Source organism: Neorhizobium sp. SOG26 (genome assembly GCF_003491345.1).
Lineage (GTDB): Bacteria > Pseudomonadota > Alphaproteobacteria > Rhizobiales > Rhizobiaceae > Neorhizobium > Neorhizobium turbinariae.
In genome coordinates, this window is record NZ_CP025513.1 from 162,256 (window position 1) to 185,652 (window position 23,397).

Annotated in this window: 20 protein-coding genes; 8 read left to right on the forward strand and 12 right to left on the reverse strand. The window is 59.8% G+C overall.

Going from position 1 to position 23,397, the window contains the following annotated elements; translation table 11 throughout:
* Window positions 1-36 precede the first annotated feature (36 nt).
* Entirely contained in the window at window positions 37-1,377 is a 1,341-nt protein-coding gene (locus tag CYG48_RS17390) for an aminotransferase-like domain-containing protein (protein WP_118851851.1), read from the forward strand.
* 14 nt (window positions 1,378-1,391) lie between these two features.
* Here the strand turns inward: CYG48_RS17390 and CYG48_RS17395 are convergent, their stop codons facing one another.
* The 8 genes from CYG48_RS17395 to nspC all read right to left on the reverse strand — a co-directional run bounded on the left by CYG48_RS17395 (window position 1,392) and on the right by nspC (window position 10,336).
* Complete coding sequence (locus CYG48_RS17395; protein ID WP_118851852.1) at window positions 1,392-2,468, reverse strand: ABC transporter ATP-binding protein; 1,077 nt, start codon at window positions 2,466-2,468, stop codon at window positions 1,392-1,394.
* Between the two features lie 4 nt (window positions 2,469-2,472).
* Window positions 2,473-3,303, reverse strand: coding sequence for a carbohydrate ABC transporter permease (locus CYG48_RS17400; protein WP_118851853.1), 831 nt, complete (start codon window positions 3,301-3,303; stop codon window positions 2,473-2,475).
* 5 nt (window positions 3,304-3,308) lie between these two features.
* Complete coding sequence (locus CYG48_RS17405; RefSeq protein WP_118851854.1) at window positions 3,309-4,244, reverse strand: carbohydrate ABC transporter permease; 936 nt, start codon at window positions 4,242-4,244, stop codon at window positions 3,309-3,311.
* Window positions 4,245-4,340: 96 nt separating this feature from the next.
* Window positions 4,341-5,603, reverse strand: coding sequence for an ABC transporter substrate-binding protein (locus CYG48_RS17410; RefSeq protein WP_118851855.1), 1,263 nt, complete (start codon window positions 5,601-5,603; stop codon window positions 4,341-4,343).
* Window positions 5,604-5,635: 32 nt separating this feature from the next.
* Entirely contained in the window at window positions 5,636-6,802 is a 1,167-nt protein-coding gene (locus tag CYG48_RS17415; RefSeq protein WP_118851856.1) for a PLP-dependent transferase, read from the reverse strand.
* Window positions 6,799-7,509, reverse strand: coding sequence for a FadR/GntR family transcriptional regulator (locus CYG48_RS17420; protein WP_245450579.1), 711 nt, complete (start codon window positions 7,507-7,509; stop codon window positions 6,799-6,801). Before CYG48_RS17420 ends, CYG48_RS17415 begins: the two co-directional genes overlap by 4 nt.
* A 464-nt stretch (window positions 7,510-7,973) precedes the next feature.
* A complete protein-coding gene (locus tag CYG48_RS17425; protein WP_118851858.1) occupies window positions 7,974-9,215 on the reverse strand; it encodes a saccharopine dehydrogenase family protein in 1,242 nt (413 codons plus the stop codon).
* Window positions 9,216-9,244: 29 nt separating this feature from the next.
* Window positions 9,245-10,336 (reverse strand): carboxynorspermidine decarboxylase, encoded by a 1,092-nt coding sequence (gene nspC, locus CYG48_RS17430; RefSeq protein ID WP_118851859.1) that lies wholly within the window; start codon window positions 10,334-10,336, stop codon window positions 9,245-9,247.
* Window positions 10,337-10,753: 417 nt separating this feature from the next.
* Here nspC and CYG48_RS17435 point away from each other — a divergent pair, with 417 nt between their 5' ends.
* The 5 genes from CYG48_RS17435 (at window position 10,754) to CYG48_RS17455 (ending at window position 15,382) form a co-directional block, all read left to right on the forward strand.
* Entirely contained in the window at window positions 10,754-11,152 is a 399-nt protein-coding gene (locus CYG48_RS17435; protein WP_118851860.1) for a RidA family protein, read from the forward strand.
* 119 nt (window positions 11,153-11,271) lie between these two features.
* The gene (locus tag CYG48_RS17440; RefSeq protein ID WP_118851861.1) at window positions 11,272-12,264 is read left to right on the forward strand and encodes a TRAP transporter substrate-binding protein; all 993 of its coding nucleotides are present in this window, start codon (window positions 11,272-11,274) and stop codon (window positions 12,262-12,264) included.
* 88 nt (window positions 12,265-12,352) lie between these two features.
* Window positions 12,353-12,829, forward strand: a complete 477-nt coding sequence (locus CYG48_RS17445; protein WP_118851862.1) for a TRAP transporter small permease — start codon at window positions 12,353-12,355, stop codon at window positions 12,827-12,829.
* Window positions 12,826-14,106, forward strand: a complete 1,281-nt coding sequence (locus CYG48_RS17450) for a TRAP transporter large permease (protein ID WP_118851863.1) — start codon at window positions 12,826-12,828, stop codon at window positions 14,104-14,106. Before CYG48_RS17445 ends, CYG48_RS17450 begins: the two co-directional genes overlap by 4 nt.
* Before the next feature lie 31 nt (window positions 14,107-14,137).
* The gene (locus tag CYG48_RS17455; protein ID WP_118852822.1) at window positions 14,138-15,382 is read left to right on the forward strand and encodes a Zn-dependent hydrolase; all 1,245 of its coding nucleotides are present in this window, start codon (window positions 14,138-14,140) and stop codon (window positions 15,380-15,382) included.
* 83 nt (window positions 15,383-15,465) lie between these two features.
* On the opposite strand, the gene CYG48_RS17460 is transcribed toward CYG48_RS17455, so the two are convergent.
* On the reverse strand, window positions 15,466-16,386 hold the full coding sequence (locus tag CYG48_RS17460) for a LysR family transcriptional regulator (RefSeq protein WP_118851864.1): 921 nt from the start codon (window positions 16,384-16,386) through the stop codon (window positions 15,466-15,468).
* A 382-nt stretch (window positions 16,387-16,768) separates the two neighbouring features.
* Here CYG48_RS17460 and CYG48_RS17465 point away from each other — a divergent pair, with 382 nt between their 5' ends.
* Window positions 16,769-17,857 (forward strand): glycosyltransferase family 4 protein, encoded by a 1,089-nt coding sequence (locus CYG48_RS17465; protein ID WP_118852823.1) that lies wholly within the window; start codon window positions 16,769-16,771, stop codon window positions 17,855-17,857.
* Between the two features lie 16 nt (window positions 17,858-17,873).
* Complete coding sequence (locus CYG48_RS17470) at window positions 17,874-20,081, forward strand: amylo-alpha-1,6-glucosidase (protein ID WP_118851865.1); 2,208 nt, start codon at window positions 17,874-17,876, stop codon at window positions 20,079-20,081.
* An 84-nt stretch (window positions 20,082-20,165) separates the two neighbouring features.
* Here the strand turns inward: CYG48_RS17470 and CYG48_RS17475 are convergent, their stop codons facing one another.
* The 3 genes from CYG48_RS17475 to CYG48_RS17485 all read right to left on the reverse strand — a co-directional run bounded on the left by CYG48_RS17475 (window position 20,166) and on the right by CYG48_RS17485 (window position 23,382).
* Entirely contained in the window at window positions 20,166-20,354 is a 189-nt protein-coding gene (locus tag CYG48_RS17475; RefSeq protein ID WP_118851866.1) for a YegP family protein, read from the reverse strand.
* 68 nt (window positions 20,355-20,422) lie between these two features.
* Window positions 20,423-23,146, reverse strand: coding sequence for a sensor histidine kinase (locus CYG48_RS17480; protein ID WP_118851867.1), 2,724 nt, complete (start codon window positions 23,144-23,146; stop codon window positions 20,423-20,425).
* On the reverse strand, window positions 23,143-23,382 hold the full coding sequence (locus CYG48_RS17485; RefSeq protein ID WP_057353057.1) for a hypothetical protein: 240 nt from the start codon (window positions 23,380-23,382) through the stop codon (window positions 23,143-23,145). The genes CYG48_RS17480 and CYG48_RS17485 overlap by 4 nt, the downstream gene beginning before the upstream one ends.
* Between the last annotated feature and the right edge of the window lie 15 nt (window positions 23,383-23,397).

Sequence of the window (23,397 nt, forward strand, 5' to 3'; positions counted from 1 at the left end):
GTTATTACGTTATTGAACATTAAAGCTGGTGATGAAATGAGCGACGCCTTCACGTCGAGTTGGTTTGCCGAAAAAATAAGCGACCGCTCCATTCGCGGAATTGCATTGGAAACCAGGGGTTTAATTCGAGCCGGCGTGTTGCCGGTTGGCGCAAAGCTGCCCCCCATCCGCGATCTGGCTTTTATGCTGGGGGTTAGCCCTGCGACTATCTCGGAGGCTTGGAGCGAGCTGCGCCGGCAGAAGATCATTACCGGCAGGGGACGCAATGGCACACGCGTAAGCGGCGATAGCTTCACCGCCAAGCCGGAAAGGCTCGCAAGTTCCGGCAACTACGGCGCAGGCGTACTTGATCTGACGATGGCCGTTCCAGATCAGACGCTGCTTCCGCGACTTGACCAGGCACTCGTCTATGGCGCTTCAGTCAGTGACCTGAACAGTTATGAGCGCAGCCGCATCCTGCCGGAACTGGAGGCGCAGGTACGGCAAAGCTGGCCATACGAAGCGGAAGCATTCCTTGCCACCAACGGCGGATACAACGCGGTCTATACGCTCATCCACGCGCTCGTTCCGCCCGGCGCCGCCGTGGCGATCGAGGAGCCGACCGGCATGCGTCTCCTCGACATCCTGGAGGATCACGGCGCGAAAATCCTGCCGGTGCAATGCGATGAGCACGGGCCAAAGCCGGAGGCTCTCCGGCAGGCACTGCGGGAAAAGCCCGCAGCATTTCTTTTCCAGCCCGGGCTGCATTCGGTAACCGGGCAGACCGTCTCGGCCGAACGCTTCCAGGAATTGGCGGACGAGCTACGGCACAGCGATGTGATGATCGTCGAGGATGACGGCGTCGGCGCCATTTGCGCAACGCCTCGACGGTCGCTCGGCACGGAGTTTCCGGATCGGCTCATCCACATCCTGTCCTATTCAAAGACATTGGGCCCGGACCTGCGCCTGGCGGTCTTGTCTAGCACACGCGCGATCATCGACCAGATCCAGTCCTATCGAAGCTTCAGTTCCGGCTGGACAAGCCGCATCCTGCAGGGTGCCGCAGCATGGATGCTGCGCGATCCGCACGTTGCCGAACAGCTGGAAAAGGCGCGCGCGATATATAAAGGCCGCCGCGACAGTCTCACAGACGCCCTTCATGCGCGTGGCCTGGAAGTACCGCAAGGCAGCGGGCTTTGCGCCTGGGTTCCCGTCGCGTCAGAACAGTTCGCCCTCGTGACACTTGCGGCACGCGGGATTGCCGTGCAGCCGGGGGCTAAGTTCGCACTGCAGCCGTACAATCATCTGCGTGTATCGACGAGTACGCTCACCGACCGTTGCGAAGAGGTCGCCGATGCTCTGGCCTTAGCCGCCGATCCCGGCGACTTTGGCCATTGAGAACAACTACCGGTTCACGCTTGTGGAGCGAGTGGATTCGCGCGAACCCCGCTGCTGTCGAAGACGTGGATCTGCGTTGACGGGAAGGCAACATGGACCGTCGGACCGGCTGACAAGGCGGCCCGATCAGTCGTGAAGACCTTGAATGCCAACCCATGCAGCGAGAGGTGGAGGATAATTCCAAAGCCAGTAGGCTCCACGAGGTCGACGGTAGCCGCCATGCCCTCCCCTTCTGCGGCGAGTACCACGTGCTCGGGACGGATACCAACCGTCACCTTCGCTCCATCGTCTAACGCGAGCGCGCCCGGCAGGGTAACGACCGTTCTGTCCGCCAGGGTAACGCTGCCGCCGGCGTAGGTCGCTTCCAGGAAGTTCATTCCTGGGGAGCCGATGAAGCCGGCAACGAACATGTTGGCCGGACGATCATAGAGTTCCAGCGGCGCGCCCACTTGCTGCACCACCCCTCCATGCATGGCAACAATCCGGTCCGCCAGCGTCATCGCTTCGATCTGGTCATGGGTCACGTAGATCGAGGTGGCCTTGAGTTCGCCGTGCATCTTTTTGATCTCGGCGCGCATCTGTTCGCGCAGGCGCGCGTCGAGGTTCGACAATGGCTCGTCGAACAGAAACGCTTTCGGCTGCCGCACGATCGCACGCCCCATGGCAACGCGTTGCCGCTGACCGCCGGACAATGCGCGTGGTCGGCGATCGAGCAGTGCTTCGAGACCGAGCTTGGAGGCCGCGCCGGCCACCGCCGCGGTGATCTTCTCCTTGGCCGCCTTACGCAGTTTGAGGCTGTAGCTCATGTTCGCGGCGACGTTCATGTGCGGATAGAGCGCGTAGGACTGGAACACCATCGCGATGTCGCGGTCTTTCGGATGCAGTTCATTCACCCGCTTTCCGTCGATGCGCATCTCGCCCGCGGTGACGCCCTCCAAGCCCGCAATCATGCGCAACAACGTCGACTTCCCGCAGCCGGACGGGCCGACGAGAACGACGAACTCGCCGTCCTTGATCTTCAGGTCGATGTCATGCAGCACCTGCACATGGCCGTATGCCTTCTTGACGTTCTGGATATCGATCGATGCCATGTGTTTACCCTTTGACCGCGCCGGCCGTCAGGCCCTGGACGAGGTAGCGCTGGATGAGCAGGAAGAAGAGAGCGGCCGGGATGAGCGCAAGAATGCCCGCGGCCATCATCTGCCCGAAGTCAACCGAGAATTTTGAGACGAAGGTCAGCAAGCCGACCGGGAATGTGGCGGCGTTGTTGCCGTTGATCAGCATCAGCGCGAACAGGAGCTCGCTCCAGGCCGCGGTGAAGACAAAGCCAAGCGTGGCGGCGATCCCGGGAAGCGTCAAAGGCAGGATGATTTCGCGGAAAGCCATGAACTTGGTGGCGCCATCGATAATCGCGGCTTCCTCCAGATCCTTCGGAATTGCGTCGAAGAAGGACTGCATCAGGAAGGTTGCAAACGGCACGTTGAACGCAGTGTAGACCACGATCAGCCCGGTCAGGCTGTTCGTCAGCCCCAACGGCGTGAGGATCTTGAAGATCGGCGCCACCAGCATGACCAGCGGAAACATCTGCGTCAGCAGCATCAGCGCCACGATCCAATACTTGGCGCGGAAATGGAAGCGAGAGAGCGCGTAACCGGACAAGGAGGCGCAGATCGTCACGATGACGGCGGTGGAGCCGGAAACGATCAGGCTGTTCTTGAAGAAGGTCGGGAAGGCGCTGTGCTGCAGCACGAAGGCGTAGTGCTCCCACGTTGTCTGCGAAGGCCACATGCGCACGCCCTCGGAATAAAGCAGGGAATTCGGCGTGACCGATACTTTCAGCAACCAGAACAGCGGGAAGAGCGCAAAGATGACGTAGGCAAGCAGCGCCAGGCGGTGCGCGACGGTCGGAAGAAGCGATGTTTTCATTACCCTCATCCCTTGTTCAGCAAAGTCTGCCGCAGCAGGATGATCAACAGCGAATAGGCCAGCAGCAGCACGAGCAGCACCAGTGCGATCGCCGAGGCATAACCAAAGTCGAGCGCCTTGAAGGCCTGAGTGAAGATATAGCTGGCAACGATCTGGGTTCTATCGGCCGGACCGCCACCCGTCATGACAACGATGAGGTCGGCGAAGTTGGAGACCCAGACCGTGCGAAGAAGCACCGTGATGGCGATGGTCGGCGCGAGGAACGGCAGCGTGATCGACCAGAATCGCTGGAACCACGAGGCGCCATCGATCGAAGCCGCTTCATAAAGATCGCGCGGGATGGATTGGAGCGCTGCGAGAAGCGTGATCGCGAAGAACGGGATACCCCACCAGACGTTGGCGATAATCGGTCCCCACATCGCATATTGCGGATCTGAAAGGATGTTGCCGGGCTGGCTCATCAGGCCGAGACCGTAAAGCCAGTGCGGGAGCGGCCCGATCACTGGGTTAAACAGCCAGGCCCAGTTGAGACCGCCGAGAAAGGACGGCACGGCCCATGGCAGAAACACCAATGCCTGGACGATGCCGCGGCCCATGAACGGCTTGTCGAGCAGAAGCGCCAGGATGAGCCCGAATACGAACTGGAGGAACACGGAGGCGCCGGTCCACCACAGTGTGTTCTTCAGCGCGGTGTAAAAAGCCTTGTCCTTCGACAGGGTTTCGAAATGTTCAAGCCCGATGAACCCGCCGGAGAACGGATTGAGCAGTTGGATGTCGCGAAATGCGTAAGAGATGCCAACGACGAGCGGCACCAGCATGACAACGATGATGAGGATCAGCGCTGGCGCGCTGTACAGATAAGGCTCCGAGGCATCGGCAAGGCGCTTTTGCCACGGCCTGCGATCCTGGCGACGCGCATGGGCGTCGGCGGTCATGGACATCGGACAGTATCCTGTTCGCGGCGCAGTCCTGCGCCGTCATTGCATCACGGAAGGAGTGGTGGCGGCGCGGGCATGGCCGCACCGCCACTGCATCGACTACTTCTTGGAAAGGTTCTTCTTCTGAGCCTTGGTCAGGTAGTCTGCCCACTGGTCAGCCAGTTCCTTGGCGGAAATGTCGCCCAGCAAGGCCTGCTGCGACGTCTTGATCGCAAGCGAATCCTTGAAGAAGGCGAACTCCTCAAGGAAGGTCGGCATGACGGTCGGAACGGTATCCTTGTCGGCCAGTTCCTGGAACCAGCCCTTGAACTGGTCACCGGCGTAGAACGGATCCTTCTCAGCGGCTGTGTAAGCCGGCAGTGCCCCGATCCGCTTGTTCCACTCGATATTGCCTTCAGGGCTCTCCAGCGTTTCGATCAGCTTCCAGGATAGATCCTTGTTCTTGCTGCTGGCGAACATCGACCAGCCAGCATAACCGATCGTCGGATAAGACTTGCCGGTTGGGCCCTTCGGCAGCGGAGCGACGCCGAAATCTTCCGGCTTCATGCGTTCGGCTACGGCAATCAGTGCATCGGGATCCTGATCGAGGAAGGCACAGGTGCCGGAATAGAAGCCGGCAACGACCTCGTTGAAGCCCCAGTTGACGCTGTCCTTCGGCGCCAGGCCCTTCTTGTAGAGATCGACCATCCACTCGATACCCTTGGCCCAGCCTTCGCTGTTCATGGTCGAGGTGCCGTCTTCGGTGAAGTACTTGTTGTCGCCGGCCATGGAGGCAGCAAAGATCATCCAGCCATTGAGACCGCCCGGTCCACCGCGCATGCAGTAACCATACTTGCCGGGCAGCTTGGACACGGCTTCCGATGCCTTGACGAACTCGTCCATCGTCTTTGGCGGTTCGGAAACACCGGCTTCACTCAGGAGCTTCTTGTTGTAGAACATTGCGCGGAGATAGAAGCCGTAGGGCAGCATATAAGCGGTGTTCTTGACGTCGCGGCCAAGTTCAAGCGCGCGAGGGGTCAAGCCTGCGGTGTGCTCCCACTTTTCGAGGTAGGGCTCAAGGCTCTCAAGCATGCCGTTGTTGCCATAGAGCGAAAGCCAGGTGTCCGGCATTTCCATCACGTCCGGCGTATCCCCGGCCGAGACCATCGTCGCGAACTTCTGGAACGCTTCGTTCCAGGGAAGCGAGATGATCTCCACCTTCGTGCCTGGATTGGCCGCCTCGAACTTGCCGACCAGCGACTTTAGCGTTTCCGTACGCTCGGGGCTGGTGATGACTTCGACCAGCTTCAGCGTCGTGTCCGCCATGGCGCTGCCCGCCATCATCGCGGCGAATAATGCGGCTGTTATGAGTGTTTTCTTCATTGTCCTGTTCCCGGTTGTTTATCGTTGATGCACTACGAGGCTACGGCGATGGCCTCCTGGAGATCGCTCCACAAGGCCTCTGTTCCTTCGAGACCGACATGGAGGCGAACGGACCGCGCATGGATGCCGAAGGTATGCGCGGAATTCGGCTGGGCCTTCTGCTGCAGCACCACTTCGCCTGGTACAATCAGGCTTTCGTGGCCGCCCCAGCTGACGCCGAGCTTGAAGAGTTTGAGATGATCGGCAAAGGCGCGAACATCGACGCCTTCCTTGAAGATGAAGGAAAACAGCCCGGACGTGCCGTTGAGGCCGGGCGGCAGCCGGTTTGCAAGCGCCGGGTGGCAGACCTGCTCGACCACATCGAGTTCCTGCAATCGTCGCGCGATGGTCAGCGCCGACTCCTCATGGGCCCTCATCCGCAAGGGCAGCGTCCGCAACCCGCGGATCAGTAGCCAGGCATCAAAGGGTGAAAGCTTGCCACCCAGATAGGGGTATGCCTCAGCCTTCAATCGGGCGATCATCTCCTTCGATCCTGCCACGACGCCGGCAACGACGTCGCTGTGCCCGCTGAGGTATTTCGAAGCCGAGTGGATGACGAGGTCGACGCCGAGCGTGATCGGCCGCTGGAAGAACGGGCTCGCCCAGCTGTTGTCGATCATCGAGACGACGCCGTGCTTTTTTGCAAGCGCCGCCAGCGCGCCGACGTCATGCGCTTCCATGACCCAGCTTGTCGGGCTTTCCAGGTAGAAGACCTTGGCGCCCGGAAGCGCCTTCTCGACAGCTTCCTCGTCGCGACCATCAACATAGGTGACTTCAACCTTCATTCGCTTGAGGATCGTGCCGAACAGGCGGAAAGCATCGGGATAGACGTGCTTGACAGCGACGATCCTGTCGCCCGGCTCAACGAAGCTGAGAACCGCCGACGAGATGGCGGACATGCCGCTGGCGAAACCCAGCGCATCTTCCGCCCCTTCGAGCTTGGCGAGCATCTCCTCGAACATGCGCACCGTGGGATTGAGGCCGCGCGTATAGATCGGGCGCACCTTTTCGCCGCGATAGGCGGCGAGCATCTCGTCATATTGTGAGAAGGTGAAAAGCGAGGTCTGGAAAATCGGTGGCACAACCGCATCAGCAAAATTGCCGTCATCATGCGCGGTGATGAGCGAGGCAAGTTGCGACGGGTCCAGCATTTCATTCATCGGGACATTTCCTTGATGTCTTCCTCGACAACCTCGAGGATCTTCAGTGTTTCGCGTCGCGCCCTGTCGGAATCCCGAGCGGCAATCGCGTTAAAAAGGGTGCGATGAAACGGAAAGGAGCGCCTGGCGAAATCCTTCCGGTCGAAAGGCGAGGCCCAGAAATGCTCAAAGCTTTCGCGCATCTGCTCGAGGATCTGGCGGAATAGCGGATTATGCGTGGCGTCGTAGACGGCGAGATGAAAGGCCAGATCTTCGGGCCCCGACGTCCCCTGCTCAAGATGCACCTTTTCCATCTGGTCGAGCTTGGCTTCAATGACAGTGAGATCTTCTGCAGTGCGCATGCGCGCCGCGACCATTGCGGCCTCGCACTCGATGCCGCGCCGGACTTCCAGCGTCTGCAGGAGCACGTCGCGCAGTCGCGTCGTATCTAGCGACAACGGCATGTGAATCGTGTCAGGAGAAACTGGCCGCAACAGATAGGTTCCGCTGCCCTTGCGGGTTTCGATGACACCCAGCGCCTGAAAGTGACGGATCGCCTCACGGATGGTCGAGCGTCCAACGGCAAGCGATGCCATCAACTCTCGCTCGGCCGGAAGTCGGTCGCCAGCCTGCAGCTTCGCATCGGCAACGTAGCGCGCAAGCGCCAGCGTCACTTGTCTCGCCCGGTCTAGTGCCGGCAAAGGCTGCAGTACACTCCCAGCGTCCACGCTCGCTCCCAAATTGGTCTGACATCTGAGCAAAGCATCGACTCATCCAGATGTCAACGAGCGCAGACCGGTGCCATCTCGGACTTCACAACGTTAGATTTGCCTAAAAATGAATGTAGTGATGGACGTCGCGAACCCCGAAGCCAAACACCGCTGCGGAGGCTGCGGAAGCGAAATTGGGATGCGCGCGGGTTAAGGTTACTCCGTAACCGCATTCCGGAGTTCGTGTTGCCGCGCCGAAGATGGACGGTATGGTTCCGGCATGAGAGTTTTCACGACACGACGAACAGCCCACTCCAGCCGCAGTCTCAGGATCAGCTATCGCCGACGCCCGAAGCCATCCGTTCGAAATGTCCCCGTCCCGAAGACAATCGTTCTTCACGTCGTGTACGGCTGAGGCCTCGTCGGCCAATCCGTGATCAGGCGAAACAGAAAGGGCGGTCACTGGGCCGCCCTTTCCTACCTTATTCCGAGATCAACCGGTCTTCGCCGCGCTCGTCCTTCAGGAAAGTCTTCAAGCCATTCTGGTGAAGCCCCTTGATGAACGGCCAAGGTGACAGTTCCTCAACATTGGCCATCTTGCGCACGTCCCAGTCGCCCTGCGCGATAAGCAGGGCTGCAACGGCAGCGGGAACTCCGGCGGTGTAGGAAATACCCTGCGCGCCGACTTCGTTGAAGGCTTCCTTGTGGTCCGCCACGTTGTAGACAAATATCTCCTTGTCCACCCCATTCTTCGTTCCCGAGATGAAGTCGCCGATGCAGGTCTTGCCGGTGTAATCCGGAGCAAGCGAAGCCGGATCCGGCAGCACAGCCTTAACCACCTTCAGCGGAACGACCTCGAGGCCTTCAGCCGTCTTCACCGGCTGCTCCGACAGGAGGCCCAGGTTTTTCAGCACGTTGAAGACCGTGATGTAGTGATCTCCGAAACCCATCCAGAACCGGACGTTGGCGTCCGGGAAGTTACGAGACAGCGAGTGGATCTCGTCGTGGCCGGTGAGGTAAGCCTTCCTCTTGCCAACAACAGGCAGATCGAACTCTTTGCCGATCTCGAACATCTTGTTGGTCTGCCAGGCGCCGTTCTGCCAGGAGTAGACCACCCCCGTAAATTCTCGGAAGTTGATCTCCGGATCGAAGTTGGTCGCGAAGTACTTACCGTGCGAACCAGCATTGATGTCGACGATGTCGATATCCTTGATCTGGTCGAAATGCTCGTCCTTCGCCAGCCGCGCATATGCGTTCACGACGCCGGGATCGAACCCGGCACCGAGGATTGCGGTGACGCCGCGCTTCGCACATTCCTCGGCACGCTTCCACTCGTAGTTGCCGTACCACGGGGGCGTTTCGCAGATCTTTCGGGGGTCTTCGTGGATGGCGGTATCGATGTAAGCCGCACCGGTCTCAAGGCAGGCCGACAGCACCGACATGTTGACGAAAGCCGAACCCACGTTGATGACGATTTGGGCGTTCGTTTTACGGATGAGATCAACAGTCGCCTGGACATCCATTGCGTCAAGCTGGTGCCACTCCAGCTTCGCGTTCGAGCGCATGTGCTTCTTCTCGTGGATCGACTCCACGATTGCACGGCACTTCTCGGCGCTGCGTGATGCGATATGGATGTCGCTAAGGATGTCGCTGTTCAAGGCGCACTTGTGAGCTACGACGCGGCCGACGCCGCCGGCTCCAACTACGAGAACATTTTTTCTCATTTTGTGTTGCACACTCCTGTCTTAGACCCTCAGGACAAGGATCTTTCATAATCATTATAGTCGAAGGCGCGGACGACCCGGTCGGAACCATCAAGTTCGCGCACGACGATCGCCGGCATGTGGACGCCGTTGAACCAGTTCTTCTTGACCATCGTGTAGCCGCCCGCGTCTTGGATCGAGACGCGATCGCCGACCGACAGCTCCTTCTCGAACTTGAACTCGCCGAAGATGTCGCCGGCCAGGCAGGACTTGCCGCAGATCACGTAGGTTTCGCCCTGCTCGGGCTCGGCAACCTTTGCAGTCTCGCGGTAGATCAACAGGTCGAGCATGTGCGCCTCGATAGAGCTGTCAACGATTGCCAGCCGTTTTCCGTTCTCCAGGACGTCGAGCACGGAGGTTTCCAGGGACGTGCTGCGCGTCACGCATGCTTCGCCCGGCTCGAGATAAACCTGGACGCCATGTTTGTCAGAAAACACCTTGAGACGGTCGGACAGGCGCTCGAGCGGATACCCCTCTCCCGTAAAGTGAATGCCTCCGCCAAGGCTTACCCAGTTCACCTTCGCAAACAGCGAACCGTACTTCTCTTCGATCGACGTCAGAAGAGCATCGAACCTGTCGAAGTCGCTGTTTTCGCAGTTGTTGTGGATCATGAAGCCATCGAGCAGATGCAGGTGGCTTTCGATCTTCTCCAGTTCGTTTTCGCCGAGCCGGCTGAACGGTCGCGCAGGATCTGCGAGGTCGAACGAGGACGAGCTAACGCCGGGATTGAGACGCAGGCCGCGCGGCTTAGCGGTACGCTCGGCGAAACGGTTGAGCTGCGACGCCGAGTTGAAGATGACCTTGTCAGCGCGTTCGGCGACTTCATCGAACTCACGCTCTGAATACGCGACGCTATAGGCATGCGTCTCGCCACCAAAGCGCGTCTGCCCCAACCGCACTTCATTCAAGGATGAAGAGGTCGTTCCATCGAGATACTCCCGCATCAGGTCGAAGACAGACCATGTTGCGAAACACTTGAGCGCCAGCAGCGCCTTTGCACCCGACTTCTCGCGCAGTTTGGCAACGATCTCGAGATTGCGGCGGAGCTTTGTTTTGTCGATCAGGTAATATGGCGTCTGCACGGGAAACCCCTGTCTACGGAATACGACTTGAAAATCAGTTGTTCTTGGAGTGGTAAGCTCTGGCTCATGGCCAGAAAGGCGCTCGATGGCGGACCGGCAACAGGAATCCTGCGGCCGGTTACGAATGCGGTTTCAGACGCGTAAGCCCTGAACGGTTCGTTGTTTTACCCATGGCCGGGGGAGATAGCCGATGGGTCCGGCATCGGTCAAGGATTAGCCGCAACAAAAGCGCCGCGGCTATGGGGTAGAATCAGGCAGAGCGTTCCGATCGCTGTCAATGTACACTGACTTTCTCGAGCTACTGACTGAACCCATATGCCCGGCAAATGACGCGTTGATGTCCTAAGCCCGTCGAATGGCTTGGAAAGGCAGTGCTGCTGGGTGTAGGTGCGAGGCTTTGGAAGAAAGGTTCAACTGATGAAGCATCAGATCATCGAAGTTCCCATCGTTTCGGAAGCGATCCGCCGGCTTGGCGCTCCCACATCTGCCCTCACCCGTATCGGCAATACGCTTTACACCTGCGGCATGCCGCCAATCGATCTGAAGACCGCAGAGATCGTGAAGGGTGACATCACGGCTCAAACGCGTGCCTGCCTTGAGGCACTGTCCTTCACGCTGAACCACGCTGGCTCGTCGCTTGACCACGTCTTCAAGTCGCTGGTGTTTCTGACCGACAACGCATTGGCGGCGGATATGAACAAGGTCTACCGCGATTTCTTCACTACCGGTTTTCCGGCTCGCAGTTGCGTCGCAGTGAAGCCCTGGGCGCTCTTCGACATCGAAATCGAATGCATCGCGACGGTCGCAGAGGGATAAAGTTGAGGGTCTATAGGCCGTCCCTATAGCAGCTATTCGCAGCAGCTATTTGATGCGGAGCCACCGGCAGTGATTTATGGCTGCCAATAATTCATGCAACAAAAGAGGGTGACACCAAAATGAGCGTACCAGCATTTTCCCGCCGTATTGCCGCCGGCCTCCTGGCCGGCATGATCGGCCTTTCCTCTGCAACAAGCGTTCTTGCGGATACAACCATCCGCCTCGGTCACGTGCTTGCAGATTCCCATAGCTGGCACAAGGCAGCAACGTCCTTTGCCAAGGAAGTGGCCGAGAAGACAGACGGACGCGTCAAGATCGAAATTTATCCGTCCGGTCAGTTAGGCACGGAAAAGGAAGTCATCGAAGGCATGCAGATCGGCACGATGGATGCCGGCGTGATCGGCAGCGGGTCCTTCCAGTTCGTCGAGCCGAAGCTCGGCATCATCGAAATGCCGTATGCCTGGACAAGCCGCGAGCAGGCCTTTGCCGCGCTTGACGGCAAGCTCGGTGAACAGCTCGCCGGCCTCTTGAAGCCAAAGGGCATTGAGGTTCTGGCCTGGTGGGAAAACGGCTTCCGCAACATCACCAACAACGTGCGTCCGGTCGAAAAGCCGGAAGATCTGAAGGGTCTGAAAATCCGGGTCACGCCAGACAAGGTACGGCTCGCGACCTTCGAGGCGCTCGGCGCCCAGCCGGCACCACTCGCCTTCGGTGAACTCTATTCTGCCCTTCAGCAGGGTGTGTTCGACGCTCAGGAAAACCCGCTGTCGATCATCGAATCCTCGTCCTTCTATGAAGTGCAGAAGTACCTCTCGATGACGGGCCACATCTGGGGCGCAGCCTGCCTGACTGTATCGACCATCGCATGGTCTCAGGTTTCGCCGGAAGACCAGGCAATCGTCAGGGAAGCTGCCGTCCGTTGGGGCAACGAGCAACGGAAGATGGTGGCTGAAAGCGAACTCGAACTCCTCGAGAAGCTGAAGGCCAAGGGCATGCAGGTCAACGAAGTTGACAAGGCCGCCTTCGTCAAGGCGCTCGAGCCGATCTGGGAAAGCCAGAAGGAAACTTTCGGCGCGGATCTGCTCGCCACCATGGATACATATCGCAAGTAAAGAAAAGCGGCCCGCCCGGCGAACCCGGGCGGGCAACTACACGCGCCGCCAACCCCGATTGCAGCCATTCCCGGTTCCGGAGCCTCCAATGCAAGATGCCTCGACGCGTTCTTCACGCATCGCCCGAACAATTGATGTCGCTGTAACATCGGCCGGCGCCCTCGGCGTTGCCTGTTTCACCGCGTTGATCGTCTACGTCGTCGTGTGCCGTTATGCGTTTTCCTTCACACCGCGCTGGTCGGAGGAAGTTCCTCGTCTGCTTCTGGTTTGGGTTACCTTCATCGGTGGAATTTCCGCCTTCATCCGCCGCACGCATCTGTCGGCCGGGCTGACGGACCTGCTTGTGAAACCCGGCAGGTTCCGCACCGCGCTCGCGATGCTCGCCGCCGTGTGCTCCGCCCTCTTCCTTATCGTCCTTCTCTGGACCGGCTGGAAACTCACAGTTCTCACGTGGAGCCATGAGACGACCGCGTTGAGTTGGCCGGTCGGGCTTACCTACCTGGCACTGCCGGTCAGCGCCGCCTTGTCCCTTATTGCAATCCTCCTTGTGGAATGGCGCAAATGAGCATCGCCCTCATCGTACTCCTGAGCGTCTTTGTCCTGCTGATCCTGATCGACGCACCGATCATGATCGCGCTTGCGCTCTCCTCGATCGCCTATCTGCTTGTCGCCGATGCCATCCCGGTCATCGTTGTGGCCCAAAGGATGGTTGCCGGCATTGACAGCTTCACGCTGTTGGCGATCCCACTCTTCCTGCTCGCGGGCGTATTGATGGTGCATGGCGGGCTCGCACCACGCATTGTCAATCTCTGCGCCGCTGTCGTCGGGCGGCGTACCGGCGGGCTTGCGATCGTCATGATCGCGGCCTGCATGATGTTCGGTTCGCTCTCCGGGTCTGGTGTCGCCGACGTCATCGCCATCGGCACGATGATGCTGCCGGCCATGCGCGAGCGCGGATATCATCCCGGGTTCTCCGCGGCCGCACTCGGTTGTGCCGGTTCGCTCGGCACCGTTATCCCGCCCTCTATCGTCCTCATCGTCTACGGAACGGCCACCGGCACCTCGATCGGCAAGCTCTTCGTCAACTCGATCGGCCCGGGCGTTCTTTTGGGTCTCGGCCTGATGGTCGTGGCCTGGTGGATCTCCCGCAAGAACGGCTGGAAGGGCGGCGAAGCCTTCTCCTGGGCACGGCTTGGTACGGCGCTGCGGGAATCAATTCTCGCGCTTCTTGCGCCCGTCATCATCGTCGGTGGCATTCGCTTCGGCATCTTCACCCCAACAGAAGCAGCCGGCGTCGGTGTCGCCTATGCGCTCCTCATCGGCGCCTTCGTGTATCGCCAGTTGAGCCTTTTCAAGGTCTTCAGCCTGCTCCGTGACACCACCGAAATGACCGGCGGTATTTTGATGGTCATCGCTGCGGCATCCGTCTTCGGCTGGATCCTGACGGTCGAGCAGGTTCCGCAGATGGTGGTCAATGCGATCACCGGAACGACGGAAAGCGCCACCCTGGCACTGATCATGATGATGGTCGCTGTGCTCATCCTCGGCACGTTCATGGAGTCGATCGCGATCATCCTGATCCTTGCCCCGGTCTTCCTGCCAGTGCTGCGCGCCTTTGAGATAGACCCCGTCTACTTCGGGGTCCTGCTGACCATCAATCTCGCGATCGGTGCAAATACGCCACCGCTTGGCATCGACCTCATGGCCGCGTGCCGCACCGGTGGCATCCCGATGTCCGCCTCGTTCCGCTACCTCCTGCCCTTCCTTGGCGTGATGACGCTTGTCTTGCTCGCTCTGGTGCTCTTCCCGGGCCTGATGACGCTGATGTCTTTCGGCTCCTGATGCGGGCTCACCTTCCAATGAGAGAATGACCATGACTTTTTCTGCCGACCAACGCGCCAACATCGATCGCTATTGGTCAACCATCGAAAGCTCGGCCGAGATCGGCAAGGGCCGCACCGGAGGCTTGTCGCGGCTGACTCTGACTGATGACGACCGGCGGATGCGGGACCTCTTTGTCAACTGGTGCCGGGAAGCTGGACTTTCCGTCGAGATCGACGAGCTTGGCAACATCTTCGGGCGCCGCGAGGGCACCGATCCGACGCTTGCACCGGTCATGATCGGCAGCCATCTCGACACGCAGATCAACGGCGGCCGCTTTGACGGCATTGCCGGCGTCCTGGCCGGCCTGGAAGTGGTCCGCAGCCTCAATGATTGTGGCCACGTCACCAAGCGGCCGATCGTCATCGTCGACTGGACCAACGAGGAAGGCGCACGCTTCTCGCCCCCAATGGTCGCCTCTGGCTGTTTCGTCGGCGCCTACGAGGTGGATTGGGTCAAGCAGTTGGTGTCTGATGACGGTGCCCGCTTCGGCGACGAACTGCATCGGATCGGCTACGACGGCCACAAGCCGTGCAAGGCAGGCGACATTGACGCCTATTTCGAGCTTCACATCGAGCAGGGCCCGATCCTCGACCTTGAAAAGCGTGACGTTGGTGTCGTGACCGGCGGCTATCCCAGCTATGGCATGCGCGTGCGGTTCAATGGCAGGACTGCGCATACTGGCCCAACTCCGATGGATCTTCGCCATAATGCCCTAATTGCCGGGGCACGGTGGCTGACGGCCGTCGACGATATCGGCTGGGATTTCGCGGTTGGCGACGGGAAAGCGACCGGCGCACGGCTAGCGGCATGGCCGAACAAGCCAGGCATTCTCTCCGACACAGCGCAGGCGATCTGCGACGTGCGTCATCCCGACCCTGCAACCGCCCGCGTCATGGCGGAAAAGATGCGCCGCGCCGTTTTCGAAAGCGCTGCCCGTGCCGGATGCGAGGCGGAGATTGAGGACGAGTGGTTCTGGGGTGGCGATATTTTCGACGGCGAGATGGTCGGCCAGATCCGCGCGGAAGCAAAGCGGATGAACTACAACTGGCGGGACATTCAGTCCCAGGCCGGGCACGATGCTTATTTCCTCGCTCGTCATTGCCCTACGGCGATGATCTTCACGCCCTGCAAGGGCGGCATCACCCACAACAACGAAGAGTCGTGCGATCCCGGTGATCTGGCCCCTGGCCTGAACGTGCTGCTGCACTCGGTTGTCGCTCGGGCGGATCGATAAGCGCGTTGATGTATTTTCTCAAGGAGGCCATCCAGCGGCCTCCTTCGAGAAGCCCAGCGGCAGCACAAACCTGACGCGTCGTGTCAGGTCATGTCGGGGTAGAGCGACTTCAACTCGTCGAGGAGTTCCAGGAACCGGTGCTCCGCACTTGTGAACGCACAACCTGGATACGAGACCAGGAAGACATCAGCCCCGAGTGGGAAGTCCAGGATCTCCAGCGGCCATAGCTGACCGTTGTCGACATAGGTTCGCACGGCCGTCGGCGGTAGTATCCCGATGCCGAGGCCGGCGATGATCATGCGCCGCACCTCTTCCAGGTTGGCGCTTCGGCCGCTGATCCGTTCTCCAAGACCAATGCTTTCGCTGAGAACGGCCATGGGTTCCAGCCCCAAGCCCTCGCCCGCACAGGTGAAGGAGATGAAGGATTCCTGGCGCAGCTCGCGTTTCTCAACCTGTGCCCGTCCATAAAATGGGTGCTCGGCACCGCAGAAGACGCTGAACTCCTCCCGGAAGAGCAGCTTGCAGTCCAGATTGAAGACCGGACGGGGCAAGAGGCAAATGCCGATACCGCTCTTTTCTGCCAATATGCGCCGCACCGTTTCCTGGCTGTTCTGGACTTCGATCATCCACCGCACAGACGGATGACGCTGGTGATAAACCCTCAGCGCCTCGTTGATCAGCGGAGACTCCAGATTGCTGATGATCTGGAGCTTGATCTCGCCAGATTCCTCCGTAGATGCATCCTTCGTCAGCACCCCGATCCGCTCGACCGACCGGAAGATCTCGGCGCACTCCTCGTAGATCTTCTGGCCAGGCACCGTGAGTTCGAACCTCCGGCTGTCGCGAAAGACGAGTTGGCAACCGAGTTGCTCCTCCAGCCTCTGCAGCGCCTGGCTTACGGAGGGCTGCGTCATGTTAAGCCGTGATGCCGCGCGCGTAAGACTTCGCTCTTCGGCGATGATGTAGAATGAGCGCAGGAGGTTCAGATTGAGATCGCTCAGCATGACGGCGGCACTGCGTTTGGAACGGGTCTCCCCATAACTTGCTTGTCGACATCAAGGCAATCTTGTTTCGAGGCCACCTGCCTTGCGCGTTCGTCGCGGATGACGTCTCTGCCATGCGATGTAAGCATCAACATCTTGATCCCCCGTTTCCGCTTTCCTAGATCAAGGCCGCTTCCGCATCCGGCAAGCTTCATGGCAACTTGGTCCTGCTGAACAGGTGAAGGCGAAAATGTCTTTGTCTCCTTGGCGCGACTTCTTTGTGCGTCTTCCTCTTCACCGCCCTGTCAACCGGTGGGCGTTCAACAGCGACCTGTGCTCGAAACAGAGCCGGTGCGGAGGATAGCTGCAGGTCTACCTTTTTCGTTGAAGGAGGTTGTTCATCATGAAGATCGCCCAGATCGCTCCACTCGCTGAACGCGTTCCGCCCAAGCTCTACGGGGGAACGGAGCGGATCGTGTCTTACCTGACGGAGGAACTCGTTCGGCAGGGCCATGAAGTAACGCTTTTTGCCAGTGGTGACTCGATCACCGACGCAAAGCTTGTTTCCGCCTGTCCCACGGCACTCAGACTCGATCCGGCCGTGAAGGATCCACTACCCCATCACATGATCCTTCTGGAGGAGGTCCGCAGACGGGCGTCCGATTTTGATGTCTTGCACTTCCACATCGACCTCCTGCATTACCCGATGCTGGCTCATCTCAATGTGCCTGCGCTAACGACGCTGCACGGGCGGCTTGATCTCCCTGATCTGCAGCCGTTCTACAGGTTCTTTCCCAACCAACCGCTGGTCTCGATTTCTGACGACCAGCGCAAGCCGATGCCACCGGTAAACTGGGCGGGCACCGTCTACCACGGGCTGCCACGCAACGTCCTGCCGTTCACGGCGAAGCCCGAGGAAGACTACGTTGCCTTCCTTGGCAGGATCTCTCCGGAGAAACGACCTGATCGGGCGATCGAGATTGCCGGGCGCGCTGGCGTGAAGCTGAAAATTGCAGCCAAGATCGATAACGCCGACCGCGAATACTGGGAGACCGTCATCGAACCGATGGTGCGCGAAAGCCCCAATGTGGAGTTCGTCGGCGAGATCAGCGAGCAGCAGAAGGCGAGCTTCCTGGGTAATGCGCGCGCCCTGCTCTTCCCGATCGATTGGCCCGAACCATTCGGCTTGGTCATGATCGAGGCCATGGCCTGCGGCACACCGGTCATCGCCTTCCGAAATGGCTCGGTCCCGGAAATCATCGACCACGGCATCTCCGGCATGATTGTTGAAGACATCTCATCCGCCGTGTCGGTTCTCAAACGCCTCGATGAGCTTCCGAGGCAGAATGTTCGGGAGACCTTCGAGCGACGCTTCACGGTCGAGCGCATGGCCGAAGATTATCTCTCGATCTACCAGCACCTGATTTCTGGCTCCGGCTCGACACACCAAGCCGCGAACAATGACAACCTCGACCTGCAGGGGGTCGCCTGAGCAAGGAGATGGTTTCATGGACGCTGCAGACATTCAGCCTCAAGCTCCCAATCTCCCCGGGCTCCAGCTGAGCTCGGTCGGGCAGTTCTTCATTCCTGCCTCGGCATCCTTGCAGGAACGACGACCCCGCACCCTCAAACACGGCGATACATTTGCCGTGTTTGACCACAATGGCGACGTGATATCGGGCCCGGGGAGCCCGGAGGGAATCTTCCACCGCGACACCCGCTATCTCTCGCATTTTTACATGACCATCGGTGGCGTGCGACCGATGCTTCTCAGTTCCACTCTGAGGGACGACAACGCAACGCTGACCTGCGACCTGACCAACCCCGACTTGTATGATGCCAGCGGCAAGTTGGTGCTCGAACACGATCTCCTTCATCTCCGGCGGACGCGTTTCCTCTGGCAAGGGCGATGCCTCGAGCGTCTGCTGGTGAAGAACTTCGACGATCAGCCGCACGAGATTTCGATCGATTTTGCCATCAGCGCCGATTTCGCGGATCTGTTCGAGGTGCGGGGAACGGAGCGCCGGAAGCGCGGAACTCAAGGCGCCGCGGTTTCCAAGCAAGACGGCTTGGAGCTTTCCTACACCGGCCTTGACGGCTGCCGGCGAAGCACGACGCTTCGGTTCGAGCCCGCACCAAAGCGGATTACCGCCGAGCAGATAACCTACCGCATCCAGCTGGAACCCGGGCAGTCCCGCTCGATCTTCATCGAGATCGCCTGCAACTCGGCGGCGGAAGCTTCGCCGACAGTGGCTTTTTTCAAGGGCTTCCGGGATGCGCGACGCGCTCTTCGCCAAGCCTCCTCAAGGGCGGCAGCCGTTCAGACATCGAACGACATCTTCAACGAAGCGCTGCGCAGAAGCGTATCTGACATCTACATGCTGATGACGGATACGCCGGAAGGGCCGTATCCATACGCCGGCATCCCCTGGTTCAGCACGGTCTTCGGCCGGGATGCCATCATCACTGCGCTCCAGACGTTGTGGCTCGATCCGACGATTGCAAAAGGCGTGCTCCGCCACCTCGCAGCTAACCAGGCAAAAGACGTTGACCCTGCGGCGGATGCCGAACCGGGCAAGATCCTCCACGAGGTGCGTTATGGCGAGATGGCAGAGATGGGTGAGGTTCCCTTCCGTCGCTACTACGGTAGCGTCGACTCGACGCCTCTCTTCGTGATGCTTGCAGGCGCCTACCTAGAACGCACAGGCGACCTGGAGACGCTTCGAGGACTTTTGCCGAATATCGAAGCCGCCCTCGCTTGGCTGGAGGACTATGGCGACCGCGACGGAGACGGCTTCGTGGAATACGGGCGGATGACAGAAGATGGTCTGGTCAACCAAGGCTGGAAGGACAGCTACGACTCCGTCTTCCACGCCGACGGTACCCTCGCCAAGGGTCCGATCGCGCTTGCTGAAGTACAGGCCTACACCTATGGTGCCTTCAGTGTCGCAGCGTTGATCTGCCGTCGACTGGGCCGTCGGGAGCAAGCATCGCAATACTCGGCCAGGGCGGCAGCCCTTCAAAGCGCGTTCGATGCGGCCTTCTTCGATGAATCTCTGGGGACATTCGTCCTCGCCCTTGATGGCGACAAGCGGGCGTGCCGTGTCAGGGCATCGAATGCCGGCCATGCGCTGCTCACAGGAATAGCTTATCCGGAACGGGCGGAAGCGGTCGTGAAGACGCTGATGGAACCATCGTCCTTCTGCGGCTGGGGTATTCGAACCGTCCCATCCACCGAAGCGCGGTACAACCCGATGAGCTACCACAACGGGTCAGTCTGGCCGCACGACAACTCGCTCATTGCTTCGGGTCTTGGCCGTTATGGCTTCCGGAAAGAAGCCTCAAAAGTGTTCGAAGGACTGTTTGCAGCCTCGACATACATTGATCTGCGACGCCTGCCGGAACTGTTCTGCGGCTTCAGGCGTCAGCGGGCACAGGGCCCAACCTTCTATCCTGTCGCCTGCACCCCTCAGGCGTGGGCGGCAGCTGCACCCCTCTCCCTGCTCCAATCAAGTCTCGGGTTGAGCTTCGACCCGCAGAACACGCAGGTCATTTTCGAACGACCAGTCCTGCCCGCTTTCTTGGACGAGGTCGTGATCCGCAACCTCACTGTCGGTAGCGGCGCAGCCGATGTGGCCCTGCATCGTGCAGGAAACCAGGTGACGGTTGAGGTGCTGGACCGGCGAGGTGCGGTGAAGGTCGTGTCGGTGACCTAAGCAAGTCACCTGCCGCGTGGCCGCTCACGTGGAGCAGGCGGCCACGATCTGCATAGACCTTTCAGTCAACAACGACTTCAGGCTTCAGGCCATCGCCGTCGTCTGGTCATCCGTGGTTGCGCCGGGTGCGTTCTTCTTGATCGATTCGATCGCGGCAACAGCGGAAGCCTTGGCCGAATATCCTTCGGATGCGAACAATGTCTGACCGTTGGATGCCCTGAACCGGAAACGGAATTCGCCAGCCTTGTCCTTGTAGATTTCGAACCTGTACATGTCTGTGCCCCTCCTTCTAACGGGACGATGATAGATCGAATGTTCCCAAACACAAGTGGCTCAGTTTCTCAGCCTGTGGCTCTCGCATCCATCTCCAAAGGAAGCCTCATGCAGAAACAGGCTCCCTCTGCGGCGCCGGGCACGAGTTCAAGCGTGCCTCGCATGCGGGCGAGAATTTCCCGACTGATCGGCAACCCGAGTCCCGCTCCGGCATAGGCGGCGGCCCGCCCCCGTTGTCCGCGATAGAACTTGTCGAAGATGCGCGGCTGCTCCGCTTCCGGAATACCAGCGCCATTGTCCGAGATCTCCACACAGTAGTGTGGGCCGTCGATAAAGGACCTGATCCATACCGTCGGCGACGGAGCATTGTTGTATTTGATGGCGTTCGAGATCAAGTTAATCAACACTTGGCTGAGACGGTCCGCATCGCCGGACACATGAGCCGAGTCCACGCGTTGGGTGACTTGCAGCGTGGTGCCATTGTGCAAGGCAAGCGCGTCGCAAACCCGCAGCGCCTGATCCAGTGATCGCTCCGGATCAAAGAGGTTTGCCTCCCAAACCCGATCGCCTTTTTCGAGCGCGGAAACATCAAGGATCTCGTCCAGGAGGGAGGTCAATCGCAAGCTTTCCTTGTGGATCGTGTCCACGAAGCTGCGGACTGAGGACTCATCAAGATCGCGCTCCGACAGCAGGATCTCGGAGAAGGCGCGGATTGCCGTCATCGGGGTGCGGACCTCGTGGCTTACCTGGCTGAGGAACTCGTCCTTCTGCCGGTCCACTTCCCGTAACTGAAGGTTTGCGGCCTCCAATTTTTCAGCTGTAGCGCGCAACTGAGCCGAGGTGCGTTCCAAAGCTTGCGAGTGTTCGATGACTTGCTGGGTCTCGTCCGCCATGCGCATGACTTCCTCAAGCGAGACCTCGCCACCTGAGACGACTTTCGACAGCATGATATGCGCAGAGGCCGCACCGATCGAGCCGGCAAGTTCTCGCTCCAAGCGGTTGATGAAGGCCGGTGTCGGTTCAAGGCTTGTCCAGGCTGTGCCAGTCTGCCGTGCCTCCTCCGAAAAGAGATCAAAGGCCCGCTGTTGGCCGAGCACGCGGCGTGCGACCAGAAGCAGGTCGTCGGTCGTGGCGGAGCCGTGGAGCGAACCAGGTTCGGATGGGCTGCGTCCCGACATATCGATGAACAACGCGGCCTGCACGTGCTCCAGTGCGGACTGGCGCGTGACAAGCGAGCCCAGGATCAAGACCGTGGTGTTGGCAAAGAGGCTCCAGAAAACACCGTGGGCAAGCGGGTCCAGCATATCCAGCCCGAACAAGGCCTGCGGCCGAAGCCAGGAAATGCCATGGGGGCCTTCCGCCATGATTGCAGCCACGCTCGGCGACGAAGTGGCGAAGGATGGCAGGAAGCTCGCCCAGAGCCAGACAAGGAAGCCAGTTGATATGGCCGCAATCGCGGCCTTGGCAGATGCGTCGCGCCAAAAAAGCGCGGCGAGGATCGCTGGCAGGAACTGCGCCACACCTGTGAACGAGATGAGCCCAATCGGCGCCAGCGCATCTGACGAGCGCGTCAGGTAAAAGTAACCGAAGCCGAGGAACAGGATCAGCACGATGGAAACGCGCCGCGCCCGCAGGAGCAGGCGTCGTACGCCATGGTCGCTGCCGACATGTCCCTCCGCACCAAAACGCAACATCAGCGGCACTACGATATGGTTCGACACCATGATCGACAGCGCGATCGACTCCAGGATGATCATCGATGTGGCGGAAGAGAAACCGCCAATGAAGGCGAAGAGTGCGAGCCCGCCCTGCCCCGCGGCTAGAGGCAGGGTCAGGGTGAACATGTCGGGGTTGGAGCCGGCGGGCATGATCGTCAGCCCGTAAAGTGCGATCGGCAGGATGAAGAGGCTCATCGCCAGCATGTAGGCGGGGAACGCCCAGCTTGCTGTGCGGAGGTGGCTTTCGTCCGAGTTTTCCACCACCGTCACCTGGAACTGACGCGGCAGGCAGATGATGGCCGCCGCGGCGAGCAGCATAGAGGCGATCCAGCGGTCGCCGAAGGTATCAGTGTCGTAGATGTCGATGCCGGCCGCCGCCGCGCCGGTAAAAACGCCTTCTAGCGCGCCGCCCGCATAGATGACGAAGACGCCGACGGCGATCAGAGCGGTCAGCTTCACCACCGCTTCGAGCGCAATGGCGGCGACCACGCCATGATGCTGTTCGTTCGCGTCAACGTTACGCGTGCCGAAAAGAATTGTGAAAGCTGCCATGCCCGCCGCGACGCCAAAAGCGAGGCCACCTTCGTCCCACCCCTCCAGGCTGCCGCGCCCGAACTCGGAAGCGCCGGCAATCGCCTCGATCGATGAGGTCACCGCCTTCAGTTGCAGCGCGATGTAGGGGGCAATCGCGATAACGGCGAGCAGCGTTACGAGCACGCCAAGGACGCCAGACTTGCCGAAGCGAGAGGAGAGCAGGTCTGCGATGGAGGTAATGCGCTGGCTATGGCTGATATGCACCAGACGTCGGAGAATGAACCACCAACCAATGAAAACAAGCGTAGGGCCGAGGTAGATGGTGACGAATTCAAGCCCGGTGCGCGCCGCCGAGCCTACGGCACCATAAAAGGTCCAGCTCGTGCAATAGACCGAGATGGAGAGTGTGTAGACGAACGGTGAGCGCAGGAAGCCACCAGCGCGCCGGCGCGTGTGCCGATCGGCGAGAAACGCGACGAGAAAAAGCAAGCCGACATAGGCAACCGAGGTGGCGATGACCAGATCGGCGGTCAGCGTCATGACGAACGATCCTGCTGCGCATCTGCAGGGGCCGCGTTATCGTCAGGCAGCACGCGGCTGAACCACCGTGCACCCAGGATCAGCAGGATCCACACAACAAATATATACGCGGCCTCAAGCGGGACACCCAGAACGCGGGTATTGGTGCGAAACAGCAGCGCGAAGGGTGGCATGAACGCAATCGCGCCGAACAGCGTGAAGAACAGTGCCGCCGCAACAAGCTTGCGACGAATCATGGCACAGTACGACTG